Consider the following 20763-nt stretch of genomic DNA (forward strand, 5'->3'; position numbering starts at 1 on the left):
TCATGACGAGTTCAGTGGGCGCGGGAACGCCGATCAAGCAGTTGCATAAATTTGGTGGCAGTAGCCTGGCCGACGCACGTTGCTATCAGCGCGTGGCCAGCATCATGGCGGATTACAGCCAGCCAGGCGACTTAATGGTGGTCTCTGCCGCAGGCAGCACCACTAACCAGTTGATCAGCTGGCTGAAATTGAGCCAGAGCGATCGCTTATCTGCCCATCAGGTGCAACAGGCTTTACGGCGTTTTCACAGCGAATTAATTGCTGCGCTGCTGCCTGCTGAATATGCCGAAACCCTGACGTCTTCCTTTATACGCGATCTGGAAAGACTGGCGGCGCTGCTCGATGGCACCATCACCGACGCGGTGTATGCCGAAGTGGTGGGGCATGGCGAAATCTGGTCAGCGCGCTTGATGGCTGCGGTTTTGAGCCAGCGCGAGATCGAAGCCGCCTGGCTGGATGCGCGTGACTTCTTGCGTGCTGAACGTGCCGCGCAGCCGCAGGTTGATGAAGGCAAATCCTGGCCGCTGCTGCAGGAGCTGTTAACACAGCATCCGCATAAGCGTTTGGTGGTGACCGGATTTATCAGCCGCAGCGAAGCGGGTGAAACCGTGCTGCTTGGCCGCAATGGCTCGGACTACTCGGCAACGCAGATTGGTGCGCTGGCGGGCGTGGGGCGCGTGACCATCTGGAGCGATGTGGCGGGCGTTTACAGCGCCGATCCGCGTAAAGTTTCTGATGCGTGCCTGCTACCGCTGCTGCGTCTTGATGAAGCCAGCGAGCTGGCGCGTCTGGCTGCGCCGGTGCTACACACCCGCACCTTGCAGCCGGTTTCCAACAGCGACATCGACTTGCAGCTACGTTGCAGCTATCAACCGGAGCAGGGCTCGACGCGCATTGAGCGCGTGCTGGCTTCCGGCACCGGCGCGCGAATCGTCACCAGCCACGATGATGTGTGTCTGGTGGAGATTCAAATTCCCGACAATCACGATTTCAAAACGCAGCAGAAAGAGATCGATCTGCTGCTGAAGCGCGCGCAGCTGCGTCCGCTGGCAATCGGCGTGCATCCCGATCGTCGCCTGCTGCAGCTGTGTTACACCTCGGAAGTGGTGAATAGCGCCTTCAACCTGTTGCAGGACGCCGCACTGCCGGGCCATCTGCAGCTGCGCGACGGCTTGGCGCTGGTGGCGCTGGTGGGCGCGGGCGTGACGCGTAATCCGCTGCACAGCCACCGCTTCTGGCAGCAGATCAAAGATCAGCCGGTGGAGTTTGTCTGGCAATCGGAAGATCACATCAGCATCGTGGCGGTACTGCGCGTCGGCCCGACGCAGCACCTGATTCAGGGACTGCATCAGTCGCTGTTCCGCGCAGAAAAACGCATCGGTTTGATGTTGTTCGGCAAAGGCAACATCGGTTCACGCTGGCTGGAGCTGTTTGCCCGCGAGCAGGAAACGCTGTCGGCGCGTACGGGATTTGAGTATGTGCTGGCGGGCGTGGCAGACAGCAGCCGCAGTTTGCTGAGCTACGACGGTCTGGAAGCCAGCCGCGCATTGGCGTTCTTTGATGATGAAGCGGTCGAGCGCGATGAAGAGTCGCTGTTCCTGTGGATGCGTGCGCACCCGTTCGATGATTTAGTGGTGCTGGACGTCACCGCCAGCGAGCAGCTGGCGCAGCAGTATCATGATTTCGCCAGTCACGGCTTCCACGTTATCAGCGCCAACAAGGTTGCCGGTGCGTCGAGCGGTCAGAGCTGGCGTCAGGTGCGCGATGCTTTCGCCAAAACCGGTCGTCACTGGCTGTATAACGCCACCGTCGGTGCCGGTTTGCCGGTCAATCACACGGTGCGCGATTTACGCGAAAGCGGCGATAGCATTCTGGCGATCAGCGGCATCTTCTCCGGCACGCTGTCGTGGCTGTTCCTGCAATTTGATGGCACGGTGCCGTTTAGCGAGCTGGTTGATCAGGCGTGGCAGCAAGGCCTGACCGAACCAGACCCGCGCGTGGATTTGTCTGGGCAGGATGTAATGCGCAAGCTGGTGATTCTGGCGCGTGAAGCGGGCTACGACATCGAGCCGGATCAAGTGCGTGTCGAGTCGTTGGTGCCGGCAATTTGCGACGGTGAGTCGATTGATCACTTCTTCGAAAACGCCGACGAGCTGAATGATCAGATGCTGCAGCGTCTGGAAGCGGCGCAAGAGATGGGCTTAGTGCTGCGTTACGTGGCGCGTTTCGATGCCAATGGCAAAGCGCGCGTCGGCGTGGAAGCGGTGCGCCCAGAGCATCCGCTGGCTGCGTTACTGCCGTGCGATAACGTGTTTGCCATCGAAAGCCGCTGGTATCGCGATAATCCGCTGGTGATTCGCGGACCGGGCGCAGGCCGCGATGTTACGGCCGGCGCGTTGCAATCGGATATCAACCGCCTCGCACAGCTGCTGTAATCTGCCTCACTTTGCAGACGGCATCGTCCGTCTGCATTCTTCACCTTCCCACCGCGCATCATGAAACGCTTTCACCTTGAGTGAAAATTTGTCACGCCTGTTCATTAATTTTCAGTTGACGCTAACGTGGGAATCGTTCATTTTGTGCATCTGGACGTCTAAACGTATGGATGTTCGAAGGCCGCAAAATAATCGATGTGTGATGACGAGGTAATTAGGATGAGTTTCTTTCACGCCAATCAACGCGAAGCGTTGAACCAGAGCCTGGCTGAGCTGAACGGGCAAATTAATGTCTCTTTCGAATTTTTCCCGCCACGTACCAGCGAAATGGAAGAAACCCTGTGGAGCTCAATCGATCGACTGAGCAGCCTGAAGCCGAAATTCGTCTCCGTCACCTACGGTGCCAACTCGGGCGAGCGCGATCGTACACATAGCATCATCAAAGGCATCAAAGATCGTACCGGTCTGGAAGCCGCACCGCATCTGACCTGTATCGATGCCACGCGTGATGAGTTGCGCGGTATCGCGCGTGATTACTGGGATAGCGGCATTCGTCATATCGTGGCACTGCGCGGTGATTTACCGCCAGGCAGCGGCAAGCCGGAGATGTACGGTTCGGATTTGGTGGCGCTGCTGAAAGACGTTGGCGATTTTGACATCTCGGTGGCGGCCTATCCGGAAGTGCATCCCGAAGCGAAAAGCGCGCAGGCCGATTTGATTAACCTGAAACGCAAAATTGATGCCGGTGCTAACCGCGCCATCACGCAGTTCTTCTTCGATGTGGAAAGCTACCTGCGCTTCCGCGATCGCTGTGTCGCAACCGGTATCGACGTGGAGATCGTGCCGGGTATTTTGCCGGTCTCTAACTTCAAACAGCTACAACGCTTCGCTACCATGACCAATGTGCGGGTGCCGGGCTGGATGAGTGCAATGTTTGAAGGTCTGGATAACGATCCGGAGACGCGCAAAATGGTCGGTGCCAGCGTCGCGATGGACATGGTGAAAATCCTGTCGCGCGAAGGGGTGAAGGATTTCCATTTCTATACGCTGAACCGCGCCGAGTTGAGTTACGCCATTTGCCACACGCTGGGCGTGCGTCCGGCGATAGGTGCGTAAGTTTGGTGGTCGCCATGAATGGCGACCCTACAGCTTGCCGGTTTTGTAGGGTGCGCATTCATGCGCACCGGTAAAACAATAAAAAAGGAGCCAGTTGGCTCCTTTTTCACATCATGTCACTAGATTAACCGGTATTACGCATACCCGCTGCAACACCCGCGATCGTCACCATCAGCGCTTGTTCTACACGCGCATCTGGCTCATCACCGCGCTCTTCCTGCGCACGTGAACGATGCAGCAGTTCAGCCTGCAACACGTTCAGTGGATCGGTATAAACGTTACGCAGCGCGATGGACTCAGCAATCCACGGTTGGTCAGCCATCAGATGGGCATCGTTAGCGATGGTCAACACCGCTTTGATATCCGCATCCAGCTGATCGCGCAGCTGCTTGCCGAGCGACCACAGTGATTTATCCACCAGACGCTGATCGTAGTACTCTGCCAGCCACAAATCGGCTTTCGAGAACACCATCTCCAGCATGCCAAGACGTGTGGCGAAGAACGGCCACTCGCGGCACATGTTCTCCAGCTCATCCTGATGACCTTCATCCATCGCTTTCTGCAACGCGGCACCCGCGCCCAGCCAGGCTGGCAGCATCAGGCGGTTCTGCGTCCAGGCGAAGATCCACGGAATGGCACGCAGCGATTCCACACCGCCGGTTGGGCGACGTTTAGCCGGACGTGAACCCAGCGGCAATTTGCCCAGCTCCTGCTCTGGCGTGGCTGAGCGGAAATAGGGCACGAAGTCCGGATTCTCTCGCACATAGCCGCGATACATCGCGCAGGAGTGCGCCGACAGACCATTCATGATCTCCTGCCATTCGCGCTTTGGTTCCGGCGGTGGCAGCAGGTTGGCTTCCAGAATCGCACCGGTATACAGCGACAGGCTGGCGATAGTGACTTCGGGCAAACCGTATTTGAAGCGAATCATCTCGCCCTGTTCGGTCACGCGCAGGCCACCTTTCAGGCTGCCCGGCGGTTGTGACAACAGCGCCGCATGGGCTGGCGCGCCGCCACGACCGATTGAGCCGCCGCGTCCGTGGAACAGCGTCAGCGTGATGCCCGCGCTTTCACAGGTTTTGATCAGTGCGTCCTGCGCCTGATATTGCGCCCAGCTGGCGGCCATCACGCCGGCATCTTTCGCTGAGTCGGAATAGCCAATCATCACCATCTGTTTGCCATTGATAAAGCCGCGATACCAGTCGATGTTCAGCAACTGTGTCATCACGTCGTTAGCGTTGTTCAGGTCATCAAGGGTTTCGAACAGCGGCGCAACCGGCATGGCGTAAGGAATGCCGGCTTCTTTCAGCAGCAGATGCACGGCCAGCACGTCCGACGGCGTTTTCGCCATGGAGATCACGTAGGAAGCAATTGAACCCTGCGGCGCTTCGGCCACCACTTTGCAGGTATCCAGCACTTCGCGCGTCTCATCACCCGGTTCCCACTGATGCGGCAACAGCGGACGCTTGGAATTCAGTTCGCGAATCAGGAAGGCTTGTTTATCCGCTTCTGACCAGCTTTCGTAATCACCGAGGCCGAGATAGCGCGTTACTTCGGCAATCGCCTGGGTATGGCGGGTGCTCTCCTGACGGATATCAATGCGCACCAGCGGCACGCCGAAACACTTCACGCGGCGCAGCGTGTCCAGCAGCTGACCATTGGCGATGATGCCCATGCCGCACTGCTGCAGAGATTGATAGATAGCGAACAGCGGATCCCACAGCTGATCGTTAGAGACCAGCAAATCGGCCGGACGCGGCAGGCGCTCGCCTTTAAGACGACGGCCAAGATAAGCCTGCGTGGTCATCAGCTGGCCGCGAAGGCGCTTCAGCACCATGCGGTACGGCTCCAGCGCTTCCGCATCGCCGCACAGCTCGCGCACTTCGTCGCTGCATTCGGACATCGACAGCTCGGAAATCAGCACGCCGATATCGCGCAGGAACAGGTCCGCGGCCTTCCAGCGGCTCAGCTGCATCGCGTGGCGGGTAATCGGTGCGGTGACGTTCGGGTTGCCGTCACGGTCGCCGCCCATCCACGAGGTAAATTTAATCGGCACGAAATCGACCGGCAGCTTAATGCCAAAGGTCTCTTCCACTTGCTCATTCAGCTCACGCAGGAAGGCTGGCACGCCTTGCCACAGGCTGTTTTCCACCACGGCAAAGCCCCACTTGGCTTCATCGATCGGCGTTGGACGGTATTTGCGGATTTCGTCGGTGTGCCACGCTTGTGCCACCAGCTGGCGCAGACGGCGCATCACCTGGGTGCGTTCGTAGTCAGAGATATCGCTATGATCGAGTTGCTGCAAACAGCTGTTCACTTCGCCCAGCATATGGATCAGCGTGCGGCGGGTGATTTCGGTGGGGTGCGCAGTCAGCACCAGCTCCAGCGACAGCTCTTCAATCGACTGGCGGATCGCCGCTTCGCTGATATCGCCTTGCTGTTTCAGACGTTCGAAAGTCTTTTTCAGCAGTTCAGGATGGTTCGCGCCATCGCCGCTACGCGAAATGGTTTGATACTGTTCAGCGACGTTGGTGAGATTAAGGAACTGGCTAAACGCGCGCGCCACCGGCAGCAGCTCGTCGTTCGACAGATTTTGCAGCGTGGTCAGCAGTTCCTGACGATGAGTGTCATTTCCCGCGCGGGATGACTTAGAGAGTTTACGGATGGTCTCCACCTGGTCGAGGATGTTCTCTCCTAGTGCATCCTTAATCGTATCCCCGAGCAGTTTGCCGAGCATACTGACATTACTTCGCATTGCGGAATATTGTTCGTTCATTGGACCCTGACACCCTTATCGTCTTTTTTAATACTCTTACGCCCAACGGGCATAACATCGTCTTTTATCTAGCCACGTATCTTCCTGCGCGTCAATTGCCTTAAATCTACGTAAATGTGCTGCTAAATGGCGGAAATTCAAAGAATTTGCTTGCAGCGAGGCGAGATAAGTTATTCTTATTATCAAATCCCGAACAATGACGGGGCAATTTGCTGATTTAACAGTGAAATGCCCCATTTGTTGTTCATCAATGACAAAAATGCTGTACGACTTGGGTGATAAGCGCATGAGTCGGCTTGATAAATGCGGTATCAATAAACTCATCAGGTTGATGGGCTTGATTGATAGATCCCGGGCCTAATACCAGCGTTGGGCACAACTGCTGGATAAAAGGCGCTTCAGTGCAATAGTTCACCACTTCGGTTGGCACGCCCAGCAGCTTCTCCACCACTTGCACCAGCTCATGATCGGCCGGACATTCGTAGCCTGGAATCGGCGGATGCAGCTCGCCTACGGTGAGACGTCCCGGCCAGCGCGCACTTACCGGCGCCAGCGCGTCATTTAGCAGACCATCCAAATCGCTCAGGGTTAAGCCCGGCAGCGGACGAATATCCATGTGCAATTCACAGCAGGCGCAGATGCGGTTGGCGGCGTCGCCACCGTGAATATGCCCAAAGTTCATGGTTGGATAAGGAATGGCAAAACCATCGTGGTTGTAACGCTCTTTCAGCGTGTTACGCAGCTGCATCAGCTGGGTAATGGATTCATGCATCAGTTCAATAGCGTTGACGCCGCGTGACGGATCGCTGGAGTGGCCTGATTGTCCCTGAATACGAATCACATTCGACAGATGACCTTTATGCGCGCGCACCGGCTTAAGTGAGGTGGGCTCGCCGATGATGGCGCAATCCGGACGCAATTGGGTGGATTCAGAGAAATACTTCGCGCCCGCCATGGTGGTCTCTTCGTCGGCGGTGGCGAGGACGTAGAGCGGCTTGCTGAGTTTGGTCACGTCAACGTCACGCAGCGCATCCAGAATAAAGGCGAAGAAGCCTTTCATATCGGCGGTGCCGAGGCCGTACAGCTTGTTGTCGTGTTCGGTCAGCGTGAACGGATCGCGCGTCCAGCGGCCATCATCGTAAGGCACAGTGTCGGTATGACCCGCCAATAACAAGCCGCCTGCGCCCAATCCGCTGCGCGCCAGCATGTTGAATTTATGCCGCGTGCCAGGCACCGGCTGCACTTCGACACTGAAGCCAATATCGCGGAACCAGCCGGCCAGCAAATTGATTAAAGTTTCATTACTCTGATCCAGTGCGCTATCGGTTGCGCTGATTGATGGCGTGGCAATCAACTGGCGGTAGAGTTCGATAAAAGGTGGTAATTTTGTCTTCACTGTTGACGGTCCTTGGGTTAGGATGTATCAATATTCATGCATTAATAGTGAATAAAAATACAATAACGTCGCTTGCATGTGAAGCATCAAATCTTCTGCAAACGGCATTCTGGGCAACGGGGCAAGGCCGCGACCCGATACGTGTGACTGTAATAAGGTATACAGCCTGATGTTGAATACGCTGATCGTTGGTGCCAGTGGTTACGCTGGCGTAGAGCTTGCCACCTACCTGAATCGCCATCCGCATATGAACATAACCGCTTTGGCGGTTTCAGCGCAAAGCCCGGATGCTGGAAAGTTATTGTCGGATTTGCATCCGCAGCTCAAAGGCATTGTCGATTTGCCGCTGCAGCCGCTGAGCGATGCCGCTGAATGGGCCGACAAAGTGGATGTGGTGTTCCTCGCCACCGCTCACGAAGTCAGCCACGATCTGGCACCTGAATTCCTCAAAGCTGGTTGCGTGGTGTTCGATCTCTCCGGCGCGTTCCGCGTAAACGACGATGCGTTCTATACGCAATATTACGGTTTCAGCCATCAGCATCAGGATTGGCTGGACAAGGCGGTTTACGGCCTGGCCGAATGGCAGCACGACAAAATTAAAGATGCGGAGCTGGTTGCGGTGCCGGGTTGCTACCCAACCGCAGCCCAACTTTCGCTGAAACCGCTGATCGCAGCGGGCCTGCTTAACGATGCACAGTGGCCGGTGATTAACGCCACCAGCGGCGTGAGCGGCGCAGGGCGCAAAGCCAACGTTGGCACCAGCTTCTGTGAAGTGAGCTTGCAGCCGTACGGCCTGTTTAATCATCGTCATCACCCGGAAATTGTGGCGCATCTCGGTACGCCGGTGATCTTCACACCACATCTGGGCAGCTTCCCACGCGGGATTTTATCGACCACCACTTGCCGCCTGAAAGCGGGCGTGACGCAGCAGGATGTGGCGGATGCCTTCCATAACGCTTACCACGACAAACCGCTGGTGCGCGTCTATGACAAAGGCGTACCGGCGCTGAAAGCGGTGGTCGGTTTGCCGTTCTGCGACATCGGCTTCGCCATGCAAGGCGAGCACCTGATTGTGGTGGCTGCCGAAGATAACCTGCTGAAAGGCGCCTCATCGCAGGCGGTTCAGTGTTTAAACATTCGTTTCGGCTTCCCCGAAACGCTGTCTCTGATTTAACGAACGGATAACGCAATGAATCCATTAATCATTAAACTGGGTGGCGTGCTGCTGGATAGCGAAGAAGCGCTGGCCCGTCTGTTTGATGCCCTGCTGGCGTACCGCAATGAACATCAGCGTTCGCTGATCATTGTGCACGGCGGCGGTTGCGTGGTGGACGAGCTGATGAAGAAGCTCGCGCTGCCGGTGAAAAAGAAGAACGGTTTGCGCGTGACGCCAGCCGATCAGATTGACATTATTACCGGTGCGTTAGCCGGTACCGCCAACAAAACGCTGCTGGCGTGGGCGAAGAAATATGGCATCGGCGCGGTGGGTTTGTGCCTCGGCGATGCCGGTCTGGTCAACGTGGCGCAGTTCGATGAAGAGCTGGGACACGTTGGCAACGCGACGCCGGGCAATCCGGCGCTGGTGAACACGCTGCTGGCGGCGGGCTACATGCCGGTGATCAGCTCGATTGGCATCACCGACGGCGGTGAGTTGATGAACGTCAACGCCGACCAGGCGGCAACCGCGCTGGCTGCGACCATCGGTGCCGATTTGGTGCTGTTGTCTGATGTCAGCGGTATTCTCGACGGCAAAGGTCAGCGCATCGAAGAGATGACCGCCGCGAAAGCGGAGCAGCTGATTGCGCAGGGCATCATCACCGATGGCATGATCGTGAAAGTGAACGCGGCGCTTGATGCCGCCCGCACGCTCGGTCGCCCGGTCGATATCGCCAGCTGGCGTCATGCTGAACAACTGCCAACCCTTTTCAACGGCGTGTCGATTGGCACCCGGATTCTCGCATAATCAAGGATTAAGACATGAGCACGCAAAACATCAAAAAAATCGTTCTGGCCTACTCCGGCGGTCTGGATACTTCAGCCATCATTCCATGGTTGAAAGAGAACTATGGCGGCTGTGAAGTGGTGGCGTTCGTGGCGAACATTGGCCAGGATCCCGCCGATCTGGAAGGCGTTGAGAAGAAAGCGCTGCAGTCAGGTGCGTCTGAGTGCCACGTGGTTGACCTGCGTGAAGCGTTCATCAGCGAATACGTGTATCCGGTTCTGCAGACTGGCGCCCTGTACGAAGGCACTTATCTGCTGGGTACGTCTATGGCGCGTCCGATTATCGCTAAAGCCCAGGTTGAGCTGGCGCTGAAAGTGGGCGCAGATGCGCTGTGCCACGGCGCAACCGGTAAAGGTAATGATCAGGTGCGTTTCGAAACCACCTACACCGCGCTGGCTCCACAACTGAAAGTGGTTGCGCCATGGCGTGAGTGGGACCTGCGTTCACGTGAAGCGCTGCTGGATTACCTGAAAGAGCGCAATATCCCGACCACCGCGTCGCTGGAAAAAATCTACAGCCGTGACGAGAACGCATGGCACATCTCTACCGAAGGCGGCGTGCTGGAAAGCCCAGCCAATGCACCGAACAAAGATTGCTGGGTGTGGACCGTTGATCCGCTGGAAGCGCCCGATCAGCCAGAAAATGTCACGGTCACCGTGGAGAAAGGTCGCGTGGTGGCGGTGAATGGCGAGACGCTGAGCCCGTTCCAGTGCCTGGAAAAACTCAACGTGCTGGGCGCCAAACACGGCGTCGGCCGTATCGACATCGTGGAAAACCGTCTGGTAGGCATCAAGTCCCGCGGCTGCTACGAAACTCCAGGCGGCACCATCATGGTTAACGCGTTGCGTGCGGTTGAACAACTGGTGCTGGATCGCGATAGCTTCAAATGGCGTGAGCAGCTGGGCCATGAAATGTCTTACGTGGTTTACGATGGTCGCTGGTTCGCGCCGCTGCGTAAATCTATCCAGGCCGCTGCTGAATCATTGGCAGAAGAGGTGAATGGCGAAGTGGTACTGCAGCTGTATAAAGGCCAGGCCACGGCGATTCAGAAAACCTCTGCTAACAGCCTGTACTCAGAAGAGTTCGCCACCTTTGGCGAAGACGAAGTTTACGATCACCGTCACGCGGGCGGCTTTATCCGCTTGTTCTCACTCTCTTCACGCATTCGCGCGCTGAACGAGCAGAAGAAGTAATACCGCGGCAATCGACCTATTTTGCAAGGGCGGCTTCGGGCCGCCTTTTCTATAACAGATTCAGGAGTAATGCAGATGGCACTTTGGGGCGGACGTTTTTCGCAGGCAGCAGACCAACGGTTCAAACAGTTCAACGACTCGCTGCGTTTTGACTATCGCCTGGCCGAGCAGGACATTACCGGCTCGATTGCCTGGTCAAAAGCGCTGGTGACGGTCAACGTGCTGACCAATGAAGAGCAGCAACAGCTGGAAAGCGCGTTGAATGAACTGCTGGCCGAGGTACGCGCCAATCCTGAGCAGATTCTGCAAAGCGATGCGGAAGATATTCACAGCTGGGTGGAAGGCAAGCTGATCGACAAAGTCGGCGCGCTGGGCAAGAAATTGCACACCGGCCGTAGCCGTAACGATCAGGTCGCGACCGATCTAAAACTGTGGTGCAAAGAGCAGGTTGCCGTGCTGCTGGAGGCGACGCGTGAGCTGCAATCGGCGCTGGTCGCCACGGCACAAGCCAATCAGGACGCGGTGATGCCGGGTTACACGCACCTGCAGCGTGCGCAACCGGTGACGTTCGCGCATTGGTGCCTGGCGTACGTTGAGATGCTGGCGCGTGACGAGAGCCGTCTGCAGGATGCACTGAAGCGTATGGATGTCAGTCCGCTGGGTTGCGGCGCGCTGGCGGGTACCGCCTACGAGATCGATCGTCAGCAGCTGGCCGGCTGGTTAGGTTTTGCCTCTGCCACGCGTAACAGCCTCGATACCGTTTCCGATCGCGATCACGTGCTCGAGCTGCTGTCAGACGCCTCGATTGGCATGGTGCATCTGTCGCGCTTTGCTGAAGACCTGATCTTCTTCAACACCGGTGAAGCGGGCTTCCTTGAGCTGTCGGATAAAGTCACTTCCGGATCGTCGTTGATGCCGCAGAAGAAAAACCCGGATGCGCTGGAGCTGATCCGTGGCAAATGTGGCCGTGTGCAAGGTGCGCTGACCGGCATGATGATGACGCTGAAAGGCCTGCCGCTGGCGTACAACAAAGATATGCAGGAAGACAAAGAAGGGCTGTTCGATGCGCTGGATACCTGGCTCGACTGCCTGCATATGTCGGTGCTGGTGCTGGACGGCATTCAGGTAAAACGTCCGCGTTGCCAGGAAGCCGCTGAGCAGGGCTACGCCAACTCGACCGAGCTGGCCGATTATCTGGTGGCAAAAGGCGTTCCGTTCCGCGAAGCCCACCACATTGTGGGTGAAACCGTGGTGGAAGCGATCAAGCAAGGCGTGGCGCTGGAAGCGCTCACTCTGGCGCAGCTGAAGCAGTTCAGCGCGGTGATTGAGGATGACGTGTATCCAATTCTGTCGCTGCAATCTTGCCTGGATAAGCGTAATGCGCAAGGTGGTGTCGCTCCTCAACAGGTCGCCTTCGCCATCAGCGAAGCGCAGAAGCGTTTGGGTTAAAAGCTATGCGCATTGGATTGCGCCGCTGCGGTATGAGCAGGAATGCGTAGCGGCGCGATTTATCGCGCTCTGTTGATATCCAGCAGGCGAGCGACAAGCAAAAAAAAGCGGGCACCTCTTCGGTAGCCCGCCAACCTCTAGCTTCGGAATTACATTTTGTTATAGGCACATCATCAAGGGCAGGCCACTCCCGGCCAGCACAGTGATTGGTTTTAAGCAGTTTGCAGGTTCTGCTCCAGATCATTTGATGCGCGCATTATTCCCGCTCACGCCTTGATAGGGCCAATCGTTCATTGCTATTCTATCTATCGCCACGGGCTATCGTGGTTTGGAGGATTTCAATGAATATTCGTGATCTCGAATACCTGGTTTCACTTGCGGAGCATCGCCATTTCCGGCGTGCAGCTGACGCATGTCATGTCAGCCAACCTACCTTAAGTGGACAGATTCGTAAGCTGGAAGATGAACTTGGCGTGATGCTGCTGGAGCGAACCAGCCGTAAGGTGTTGTTTACTCAGGCTGGACTGTTGCTGGTGGATCAAGCGCGAACCGTGCTGCGCGAAGTGAAAGTGCTGAAGGAGATGGCGAGCCAGCAAGGCGAAGCGATGTCTGGACCGCTGCACATTGGTTTGATTCCAACCACCGGGCCGTATCTGCTGCCGCACATCATTCCGATGCTGCACAAAACCTTCCCCAAACTCGAAATGTACCTGCATGAAGCGCAGACGCAGCAACTGCTGGCACAGCTCGACAGCGGCAAGCTGGATTGCGCCATCGTGGCATTGGTGAAAGAGAGTGAAGCCTTTATTGAAGTGCCGCTGTTTGATGAGCCAATGACGCTGGCGGTGTATGCCGATCATCCGTGGCGCGATCGCGATCGCGTGCCGATGTCGGATCTGGCCGGTGAGAAATTACTGATGCTGGAAGATGGGCACTGCCTGCGCGATCAGGCGATGGGCTTCTGCTTCGAAGCCGGTGCCGATGAAGATACGCATTTCCGCGCCACCAGTCTGGAAACGCTGCGCAACATGGTTGCCGCCGGTAGCGGCATTACCTTGTTACCTGCGCTGTCCGTGCCGAATGAACGCGAACGTGATGGCGTCTGCTATTTACCGTGTTACAAGCCGGTGCCGCAGCGCACCATCGCGTTGGTCTATCGTCCAGGATCGCCTCTGCGCAGCCGCTATGAGCAGTTGGCAGAAGCAATCAAAACCCACATGAAGGGTTATCTGGATACCTCGTTAAAACAGGCGGTTTAAGCCGTTTAACGCTGCCACGCGATAGGCTTCGGCCATGGTGGGATAGTTGAAGGTGGTATTCACGAAGTACTCGATCGTGTTGCCGCCGTTCTTCTGTTCCATGATGGCCTGGCCGATGTGAATGATCTCCGCAGCACGCTCGCCAAAGCAGTGAATCCCTAAAATCTCTTTGGTTTCGCGGTGGAACAGAATCTTCAGGCTGCCGACGTGCATGCCAACAATCTGCGCACGCGCCAGATGTTTAAACTGCGCACGACCCACTTCATACGGCACTTTCATCGCCGTCAGCTGCTGTTCGGTTTTACCCACTGAGCTGATCTCCGGAATGGTGTAAATCCCGGTTGGAATATCTTCGATCAGATGCGCGGTGGCTTCACCTTTGATGATCGCCTGCGCGGCAATGCGACCCTGATCGTAAGCAGCAGAAGCCAGGCTTGGATAACCAATCACGTCGCCAACCGCGTAAATATGCGGCAGCGCAGTTTGATACATGCTGTTCACCTTCAGCAGGCCACGACCATCCGCTTCCAGTCCGACGTTTTCCAGCGCCAGTGAATCGGTGTTACCGGTTCGACCGTTTGCGTACAGCAGGCAATCGGCTTTCACTTTTTTGCCCGATTTAAGGTGAATTATCACCCCGTCATCAACGCCTTCAATCTTCTCGAACTCTTCGTTGTGACGAATCACCACGCCGCTGTTCCAGAAATGATAGGAGAGGGAATCTGACATCTCCTGATCGAGGAACGCCAGCAGACGGTCGCGGGTGTTGATCAGGTCAACCTTGACGTTCAGGCCGCGGAAAATCGAGGCATATTCACAGCCAATTACGCCGGCGCCATAAATGATGACGTGGCCAGGTTCATGATGCAGGTTGAGGATGGAGTCGGAATCGTAAACGCGCGGATGGGTGAAATCGACATCCGCAGGATGATACGGGCGAGAACCGCAGGCGATCACGAATTTCGCCGCGGTTAATCGCTCGCGGGTGCCGTCGGGTTGTTCCACTTCGATGGTGTTGGCATCAACAAATCGGGCATCGCCCTGATAAAGTTCACAGCGGTTGCGCTCGTAGAAGCCCTGACGCATCGCGGTTTGCTGACTGATCACGTTCTCGGTGTGGTTGAGAATGTCGGCGAATGAGGAGCGCAGGAGGCGAGTGTGATCGCTGTAAAGTGGGTTTTGATTGAACTCGATGATACGGCTAACAGCGTGACGCAGGGCTTTGGAAGGGATGGTTCCCCAGTGTGTACAACCGCCGCCGATGTTGTGGTAGCGTTCGATCACTGCAATACGCGCTCCCTGCTTCACCAGCCCCATCGCCGCACCTTCGCCGCCCGGACCGGAGCCAATCACAATGGCATCGTAATCGTAAGACTTTTGCATACCAGTACGTCCTATTTTTTTATCACATTTTTACAACGAGATTCTAACATCTCGCCGCGCACATCTGAATTCTAACAGCGTAAATTGCTGAAGTTTGACAAAGCGTGAGGTTCACAGGCGTTCACAAAGTTTGCACCGCTGTACGCTGAAAAGTTTGTTATAGTGCCTGCCAAATCACCTAAAAGGCCGGGAAAATGGGCGTCAGAGCGCTACAAAAAGAACGTACACGACGTTCACTGATTGAAGCTGCCTTCAGTCAGTTAAGTGCAGAAAGGAGTTTTGCCAGCCTGAGTTTGCGCGAAGTTGCACGCGAAGCGGGGATTGCGCCGACCTCATTTTATCGTCACTTCCGCGATGTCGATGAGCTGGGGCTGACCATGGTGGACGAAAGCGGCTTGATGCTGCGCCAGTTAATGCGTCAGGCGCGCCAGCGTATTGCCAAGGGTGGCAGCATTATTAAAACCTCGGTGGCAACTTTTATGGAGTTCATCGGGAACAATCCCAACGCTTTTCGGCTCTTACTACGCGAGCGCTCCGGAACCTCGGCGGCCTTTCGTGCCGCAGTCGCGCGTGAGATTCAGCACTTCATCGCCGAACTGGCCGATTATCTTGAATTAGAAAATCGCATGCCGCGCAGCTTCACCGAAGCGCAGGCCGAAGCCATGGTGACGATTGTGTTTAGCGCGGGTGCCGAAGCGCTGGACGTTGATATTGAGCAGCGCCGTAAGCTTGAGGATCGATTAGTGCTGCAGCTGCGCATGATCGCCAAAGGCGCTTATTACTGGTATCGCCGGGAGCAAGAGCGTCTGGCGGTTACCCTGGAAAAACCCGAAGAGTAATGTGATAAGGATAATGAAATGATTGAGCAAAACCCACGCGATAAAGGAACGCTTTTATTGGCTTTTATCACCGGTTTAGCGATCAACGGCTCCTTTTCGGTGCTGTTCAGCACGTTTGTTCCCTTTTCGATATTCCCGCTGATTGCTCTTGGCCTCGCGGCCTGGTGTTTGCACCAGCGTTATCTCAACCGCAATATGCCAGACGGCATGCCTTCACTGGCGGCGGCGTTCTTCCTGCTGGGTATTTTGGTTTATAGCGCGCTGGTGCGGGCTGAATATCCGGATATCGGCTCCAACTTCATCCCGACCATTCTGATGGTGGCGCTGGTGTTCTGGATTGGTATGCGTTTTCGCCGCGCGAAGAGCAAGCAGTGAAAAAACGGGAACCTTGGGGTTCCCGTTGTTGTTTAGGCCTTGCGCGTCAGCAGCACGCCGCATTCCATATGATGGGTATACGGGAACTGATCGAACAGCGCCAGACGCGTGACATCATGCGTTTCTCCTAGCACCGCGAGGTTGTCGCACAGCGTTTGCGGGTTGCAGGAGATATAAAGGATGCGCGGATAGGCCTGCACCATCTTCACAGTTTCCTCATCCAGCCCGCTACGTGGCGGATCAACAAAAATGGTTTCGCATTGATAGCTCTTCAGGTCGATGCCTTCTAAACGATTGAAGCTGCGAACGCCCGTCATCGCCTGGGTAAACTCTTCAGCGGCCATACGAATAATCTGCACGTTATCAATATGGTTAGCGGCAATGTTGTATTGCGCGGACGCGACCGACGGCTTGGCAATTTCCGTGGCCAACACGCTGCGGAAGTTACGCGCCAGCGCCAGCGAGAAGTTGCCGTTACCGCAATAGAGTTCCAGCAGATCGCCGCGCGAATCCTGCGTGACGTCCAGTGCCCACTCCAGCATCTGAATATTCATCGCCGCGTTTGGCTGGGTGAAGCTGTTTTCCACCTGACGATAAATCATCTCTTTCCCCGCGACCGGCAGGCGCTCATCCACGTAATCGCGATCGAGGCAGATTTTGGTTTTGGTGGCGCGGCCGATCAGCTGCACGTCAAAGCCTTCGGCACGCAGGCTGTCGCGCAGGGCGCTGGCGGCGGCGGTCCACTCCTCTTCCAGCTTACGGTGGTAGAGCAGCGAGATAACAATCTGGTTGCTCATCGTCGACAGGTAATCGATCTGGAACAGTTTGAAACGCAGCGTGCGGTTGTCACGGATCGCCGCGATCAGTTTTGGCATCAGCTGGTTGATCAATTCACTGGCCGCCGGGAATTGATCGACGCGGATACGTTGCTTGGTCTGTTGATCAAAGATGATGTGGTAGAGATCGTCTCCGTCGTGCCAGATGCGGAATTCGGCACGCATCCGATAGTGGCTGACCGGCGAACGGAACACCTCCACGTCGGGCGCGGCAAAGGGCATCATCATCGCCTGTAAGCGGCTGACTTTTTCCGCCAGTTGCGCGTCGTATTGTTCAATCGGGAGCTGTTCGGGTGTCATCTTTAATCCTGGTAATAAGCTGGCTTGCCGGGCGATTGTAGGCATTCAACTGCTGATGTCCAGCGCGGCGGAAAACAAGATGGCTGGAAGTCTGGATTTCCGGCCTTCCTGGCCGTAGACTGCGCCTGCCGGCCTCCTTGAGTTAAAAGGGAATCCAGTGTGAATCTGGAGCTGACGCGCAGCGGTAAAGAATGTCGTGGTGATGGCAATTACAAACACTGTCCTGCCGGATGGGAAGTTTTTTCACCATTTATGATTCTCAGCCCGAAGACCTGCCGGTGTGACGTCGCAATACATACGACCATCGCGAGCTATTGGTCGTAGTCGTGCGGCATCCTGCTTCGTCTTTTGGATGCTATAACAATGAAAAAAACACACGCTTCGCTGTTTGCCTTCAGTGCAACGGCGTTGTCTCTCTGGGCGCAATTTGGCTACGCGCAGCAGAATGATGATACGCAAATCGTTACCGCTAACCGCTTCGCGCAGCCTGTCTCGTCGGTGCTGGCTTCGACTTCTGTTGTCACCCGTGATGAGATCGATCAGTGGCAATCCAAGAACCTACTGGAAGTGTTACGCCGCTTGCCGGGCGTGGATATCGCGCAAAGCGGCGGCATTGGGCAAAGCGCTTCTATGTATGTACGTGGTTCGGAAGCGCGTCATACGCTGATTCTGGTTGACGGTGTGCCGTTCTCTAAGCCTGGCATTACCGGCGTTGCTGACTTCAACCAGATCCCTGTTTCTATTATCCAGCGCGTTGAGTTTATTCGCGGCCCGCGCTCTGCCGTTTACGGCGCAGATGCGATTGGCGGCGTGGTGAATGTCATCACGCAAAACCCGAATAATCAAAACTCGCTGACTGCTGGCTTTGGTTCGAAGGGCTATCAGGAATACAGCGGCGGCATCAATCAAAATGTCACGGACCAGACGCGCGTAACGGTGGCGGGCTCTTATCAGGCCACCAACGGCTACAACGTTCAGCCGGGCTCAACGTCTCCGATCGATCGCGATCGTGATGGCTGGCGTAATAAGGCGTTCTGGGCTGGCGTTGACCACAAGTTTAACGAGGCATTTTCTGGCTTCTTCCGGGGTTACGGTTACGCCGCGAACTCAGATTACGATGCGGGTTATGTCGGTGGTCAGGATGAGCAACAGATCTATAATCACTCGTTTGATACCGGTCTGCGCTTTAATAAAGAGGAATACTCCTCGCAGCTGACCGCCAGTTATCAAAAGTACAAAATCTATAACTACGTTGGGTCTGACGGCCGCTATGCAGATTCCAATAGTCTGGATGACATGGAGCAGCGCAACCTGCAATGGGGCAACACCTTTGCGGTGGGGCATGGCATGGTCAGCGCCGGTCTGGATTGGCAGCAGCAGAAACTGAGTTCGATTGGACAACTCTATTCTGGCGCACCGCGTGATAAAGATGGTTACAAGCAAGACAACACCGGTGCTTACCTGACGGCTCAGCAGCAGTTTGGCAATGTTACGCTTGAAGGTTCGGCGCGTGGCGATGATAACCAGGACTTTGGCCGTCATGGCACCTGGCAAACGGCTGCGGGTTGGGAGTTTGTGCCGGGTTACAAGGCATCACTCTCTTACGGCACGGGTTTCCAGGCGCCGACGTTAGGCCAGCTATATGGTCTGAAGCGCTTTGGTATTAGCTCTAATCCCGCTCTCAATCCTGAGAAATCAAAACAGTGGGAAGCCGCGCTGGAAGGTTTAACCGGTCCGGTTAATTGGCGTGTTGCTGCGTATCACAATAAAGTCAGCAATCTCATTACCTATGCTTCTGATCCTGTGACTTTTGAGGGCGGCTATTACAATGAAAAAGCCGTTACGCTGAAAGGTATTGAAGCCACCGCTGATTTTGATACCCGCTTCCTTCATCACCAGATCACCTTGGGTTATCTGGATGCGCGTCGTGATTCAGATGGTGAAACGCTGGCGCGTCGTGCGCGTGAGCAGGCCAAATATCAGCTGGGTATGACGGTGTATGACTTTGATATTGATGTCATCTACCAGTACTTCGGTAAGCGCTACGATAACAACACCAGCGAATATGCCAGCGAGCAGCGTCGTTTATCGAGTTACAGCACGGTAGATCTCGCGGTCTCGTATCCGGTCACATCACAGCTCACCGTTCGTGGTAGAATTGCCAACCTGTTCGATAAAGATTATGAGACAGCGTATGGCTATCCAACTCCAGGAACGGAGTATTACCTCAGCGCCAGCTACAGCTTCTGATCTGCGTCCCACCGTGCTGGTGTTTGACTCCGGCGTGGGTGGGCTCTCCGTTTATGATGAGGTCCGGCATTTACTGCCGGATCTTCACTATCTCTACGCCTTTGATAATGAAGGTTTCCCGTACGGCGAAAAATCCGAAGACTTTATTGTCGAGCGCGTGGTGGCGGTGGTGACAGCTATCACTCAGCGTTTTCCGCTTACGCTGGTGATCATCGCTTGTAACTCGGCCAGCACCCTCTCTTTGCCGGCTCTGCGTGAACGTTTCGAATTCCCGGTTGTGGGTGTGGTGCCTGCGATTAAACCTGCTGCGCGCCTGACGCGTAACGGCGTAGTGGGATTGCTGGCCACGCGCGGCACGGTGAAACGTCCTTATACCCATGAGTTAGTGGCGCAATTTGCCCGCGACTGCAAAATTGAAATGCTCGGCTCTGCTGAGCTGGTGGAGCTGGCGGAAGCCAAGCTGCATGGCGAAGATGTTGAGTTAGCTGATGTGCGTCGCGCTGTGCAACCCTGGCTAAGGATGAAAGAGCCACCTGATACCGTGGTTCTCGGATGCACCCATTTCCCTTTACTGCGTGATGAGCTGCAACTGGTGCTGCCGGAAGGGACAAGGTTGGTGGATTCAGGCGCTGCTATTGCGCGTCGTACCGTTTGGTTATTAGAGCATGAAGCACCGCAGGCGGTTTCATCCGGTCAGAATTTAGCGTTCTGTACGCGTATGGATGATGAAGTGACGAAATTGTCACCGATTTTGCAGCGTTATGGCTTCCCGTTGCTGGAAAAATTAGCAGTTTAGTGGCGTTTCGACGAAAAAATCAGCACTCGGAAATTAATTTGAAATTAGCGCTTGTCAGCTCCGAAGAAATCCCTATACTGCGCCTCCACTGACACGGAACAACGGCTTACGAAGCGAAGTGTTCAGGAGGTGGTCTTCAAGGCAACCTTCAGAAAAGCAAAAATAAATGCTTGACTGAGAATGCGGAAAGCGTAATATACGCATCCCGCGCCGCTAGAGAAATCGCGGCATGCTCTTTAACAATTTATCAGACAATCTGTGTGGGCACTCGCAGGATTGATATCCGCGTCTCCGGACGCAAAAAAATATCAAAGCCTCACGAGTGAACACATAATGAAATTCATTATGACGTTTTACA

General features: G+C 55.6%; 15 protein-coding genes and 1 riboswitch. Of the genes, 11 read left to right on the top strand and 4 right to left on the bottom strand.

Annotated features, from left to right (window positions below; genetic code table 11):
- Positions 1-2 precede the first annotated feature (2 nt).
- Together K5Y33_RS22675 and metF are read left to right on the top strand one after the other, a co-directional pair.
- Positions 3-2435: a bifunctional aspartate kinase/homoserine dehydrogenase II gene (locus K5Y33_RS22675; protein ID WP_008109663.1), complete on the top strand. Its 2433-nt coding sequence runs from the start codon at positions 3-5 to the stop codon at positions 2433-2435.
- 219 nt (positions 2436-2654) lie between these two features.
- Positions 2655-3551, top strand: a complete 897-nt coding sequence (metF, locus tag K5Y33_RS22680; RefSeq protein ID WP_222213423.1) for a methylenetetrahydrofolate reductase — start codon at positions 2655-2657, stop codon at positions 3549-3551.
- A 124-nt stretch (positions 3552-3675) separates the two neighbouring features.
- Here the strand turns inward: metF and ppc are convergent, their stop codons facing one another.
- Together ppc and argE are read right to left on the bottom strand one after the other, a co-directional pair.
- Positions 3676-6327, bottom strand: a complete 2652-nt coding sequence (ppc, locus tag K5Y33_RS22685) for a phosphoenolpyruvate carboxylase (protein WP_101760638.1) — start codon at positions 6325-6327, stop codon at positions 3676-3678.
- A gap of 247 nt (positions 6328-6574) precedes the next feature.
- Entirely contained in the window at positions 6575-7723 is a 1149-nt protein-coding gene (gene argE / locus K5Y33_RS22690; protein WP_101760637.1) for an acetylornithine deacetylase, read from the bottom strand.
- Between the two features lie 169 nt (positions 7724-7892).
- Here argE and argC point away from each other — a divergent pair, with 169 nt between their 5' ends.
- The 5 genes from argC (at position 7893) to oxyR (ending at position 13626) form a co-directional block, all read left to right on the top strand.
- Positions 7893-8897, top strand: a complete 1005-nt coding sequence (argC, locus tag K5Y33_RS22695) for an N-acetyl-gamma-glutamyl-phosphate reductase (RefSeq protein ID WP_110868176.1) — start codon at positions 7893-7895, stop codon at positions 8895-8897.
- Between the two features lie 15 nt (positions 8898-8912).
- The gene (gene argB, locus K5Y33_RS22700; RefSeq protein WP_222235152.1) at positions 8913-9686 is read left to right on the top strand and encodes an acetylglutamate kinase; all 774 of its coding nucleotides are present in this window, start codon (positions 8913-8915) and stop codon (positions 9684-9686) included.
- Positions 9687-9700: 14 nt separating this feature from the next.
- A complete protein-coding gene (locus K5Y33_RS22705) occupies positions 9701-10918 on the top strand; it encodes an argininosuccinate synthase (protein WP_101760634.1) in 1218 nt (405 codons plus the stop codon).
- Positions 10919-10993: 75 nt separating this feature from the next.
- Positions 10994-12367, top strand: coding sequence for an argininosuccinate lyase (argH, locus tag K5Y33_RS22710; protein ID WP_101760728.1), 1374 nt, complete (start codon positions 10994-10996; stop codon positions 12365-12367).
- Between the two features lie 341 nt (positions 12368-12708).
- Positions 12709-13626, top strand: a complete 918-nt coding sequence (oxyR, locus tag K5Y33_RS22715) for a DNA-binding transcriptional regulator OxyR (RefSeq protein ID WP_008109652.1) — start codon at positions 12709-12711, stop codon at positions 13624-13626.
- On the opposite strand, the gene sthA is transcribed toward oxyR, so the two are convergent.
- Positions 13609-15009 carry a Si-specific NAD(P)(+) transhydrogenase gene (gene sthA / locus K5Y33_RS22720; RefSeq protein ID WP_101760632.1) on the bottom strand — a complete coding sequence of 467 codons (1401 nt, stop codon included), beginning with the start codon at positions 15007-15009 and terminating at the stop codon, positions 13609-13611. The genes oxyR and sthA overlap by 18 nt on opposite strands.
- Positions 15010-15203: 194 nt before the next feature.
- Between sthA and fabR the strand changes: the two genes are divergently transcribed.
- Positions 15204-15848, top strand: a complete 645-nt coding sequence (fabR, locus tag K5Y33_RS22725; RefSeq protein WP_008109648.1) for an HTH-type transcriptional repressor FabR — start codon at positions 15204-15206, stop codon at positions 15846-15848.
- 18 nt (positions 15849-15866) lie between these two features.
- Entirely contained in the window at positions 15867-16223 is a 357-nt protein-coding gene (locus K5Y33_RS22730) for a YijD family membrane protein (protein ID WP_061720276.1), read from the top strand.
- A 32-nt stretch (positions 16224-16255) separates the two neighbouring features.
- On the opposite strand, the gene trmA is transcribed toward K5Y33_RS22730, so the two are convergent.
- The gene (gene trmA, locus K5Y33_RS22735; RefSeq protein WP_222235153.1) at positions 16256-17359 is read right to left on the bottom strand and encodes a tRNA (uridine(54)-C5)-methyltransferase TrmA; all 1104 of its coding nucleotides are present in this window, start codon (positions 17357-17359) and stop codon (positions 16256-16258) included.
- 112 nt (positions 17360-17471) lie between these two features.
- Positions 17472-17654, top strand: a riboswitch (cobalamin riboswitch).
- A gap of 68 nt (positions 17655-17722) precedes the next feature.
- On the opposite strand from trmA, the gene btuB reads away from it, so the two are divergent.
- Positions 17723-19609 carry a TonB-dependent vitamin B12 receptor BtuB gene (gene btuB / locus K5Y33_RS22740; protein ID WP_222235154.1) on the top strand — a complete coding sequence of 629 codons (1887 nt, stop codon included), beginning with the start codon at positions 17723-17725 and terminating at the stop codon, positions 19607-19609.
- A complete protein-coding gene (murI, locus tag K5Y33_RS22745) occupies positions 19554-20405 on the top strand; it encodes a glutamate racemase (protein WP_222235155.1) in 852 nt (283 codons plus the stop codon). The genes btuB and murI overlap by 56 nt, the downstream gene beginning before the upstream one ends.
- Positions 20406-20763 lie beyond the last annotated feature (358 nt).

This window comes from Pantoea sp. DY-17, from assembly GCF_019795975.1.
GTDB lineage: Bacteria > Pseudomonadota > Gammaproteobacteria > Enterobacterales > Enterobacteriaceae > Pantoea > Pantoea leporis.

Excerpts from the sequence above, each read along its gene's own strand:
- argH (WP_101760728.1), top strand. The coding sequence starts at position 10,994 with ATGGCACTTTGGGGCGGACGTTTTTCGCAGGCAGCAGACCAACGGTTC.
- sthA (WP_101760632.1), bottom strand. The coding sequence starts at position 15,009 with ATGCAAAAGTCTTACGATTACGATGCCATTGTGATTGGCTCCGGTCCG.
- argB (WP_222235152.1), top strand. The coding sequence starts at position 8,913 with ATGAATCCATTAATCATTAAACTGGGTGGCGTGCTGCTGGATAGCGAA.
- K5Y33_RS22730 (WP_061720276.1), top strand. The coding sequence starts at position 15,867 with ATGATTGAGCAAAACCCACGCGATAAAGGAACGCTTTTATTGGCTTTT.
- btuB (WP_222235154.1), top strand. The coding sequence starts at position 17,723 with ATGAAAAAAACACACGCTTCGCTGTTTGCCTTCAGTGCAACGGCGTTG.
- metF (WP_222213423.1), top strand. The coding sequence starts at position 2,655 with ATGAGTTTCTTTCACGCCAATCAACGCGAAGCGTTGAACCAGAGCCTG.
- murI (WP_222235155.1), top strand. The coding sequence starts at position 19,554 with ATGGCTATCCAACTCCAGGAACGGAGTATTACCTCAGCGCCAGCTACA.
- K5Y33_RS22675 (WP_008109663.1), top strand. The coding sequence starts at position 3 with ATGACGAGTTCAGTGGGCGCGGGAACGCCGATCAAGCAGTTGCATAAA.
- oxyR (WP_008109652.1), top strand. The coding sequence starts at position 12,709 with ATGAATATTCGTGATCTCGAATACCTGGTTTCACTTGCGGAGCATCGC.
- trmA (WP_222235153.1), bottom strand. The coding sequence starts at position 17,359 with ATGACACCCGAACAGCTCCCGATTGAACAATACGACGCGCAACTGGCG.
- fabR (WP_008109648.1), top strand. The coding sequence starts at position 15,204 with ATGGGCGTCAGAGCGCTACAAAAAGAACGTACACGACGTTCACTGATT.
- argC (WP_110868176.1), top strand. The coding sequence starts at position 7,893 with ATGTTGAATACGCTGATCGTTGGTGCCAGTGGTTACGCTGGCGTAGAG.
- K5Y33_RS22705 (WP_101760634.1), top strand. The coding sequence starts at position 9,701 with ATGAGCACGCAAAACATCAAAAAAATCGTTCTGGCCTACTCCGGCGGT.
- ppc (WP_101760638.1), bottom strand. The coding sequence starts at position 6,327 with ATGAACGAACAATATTCCGCAATGCGAAGTAATGTCAGTATGCTCGGC.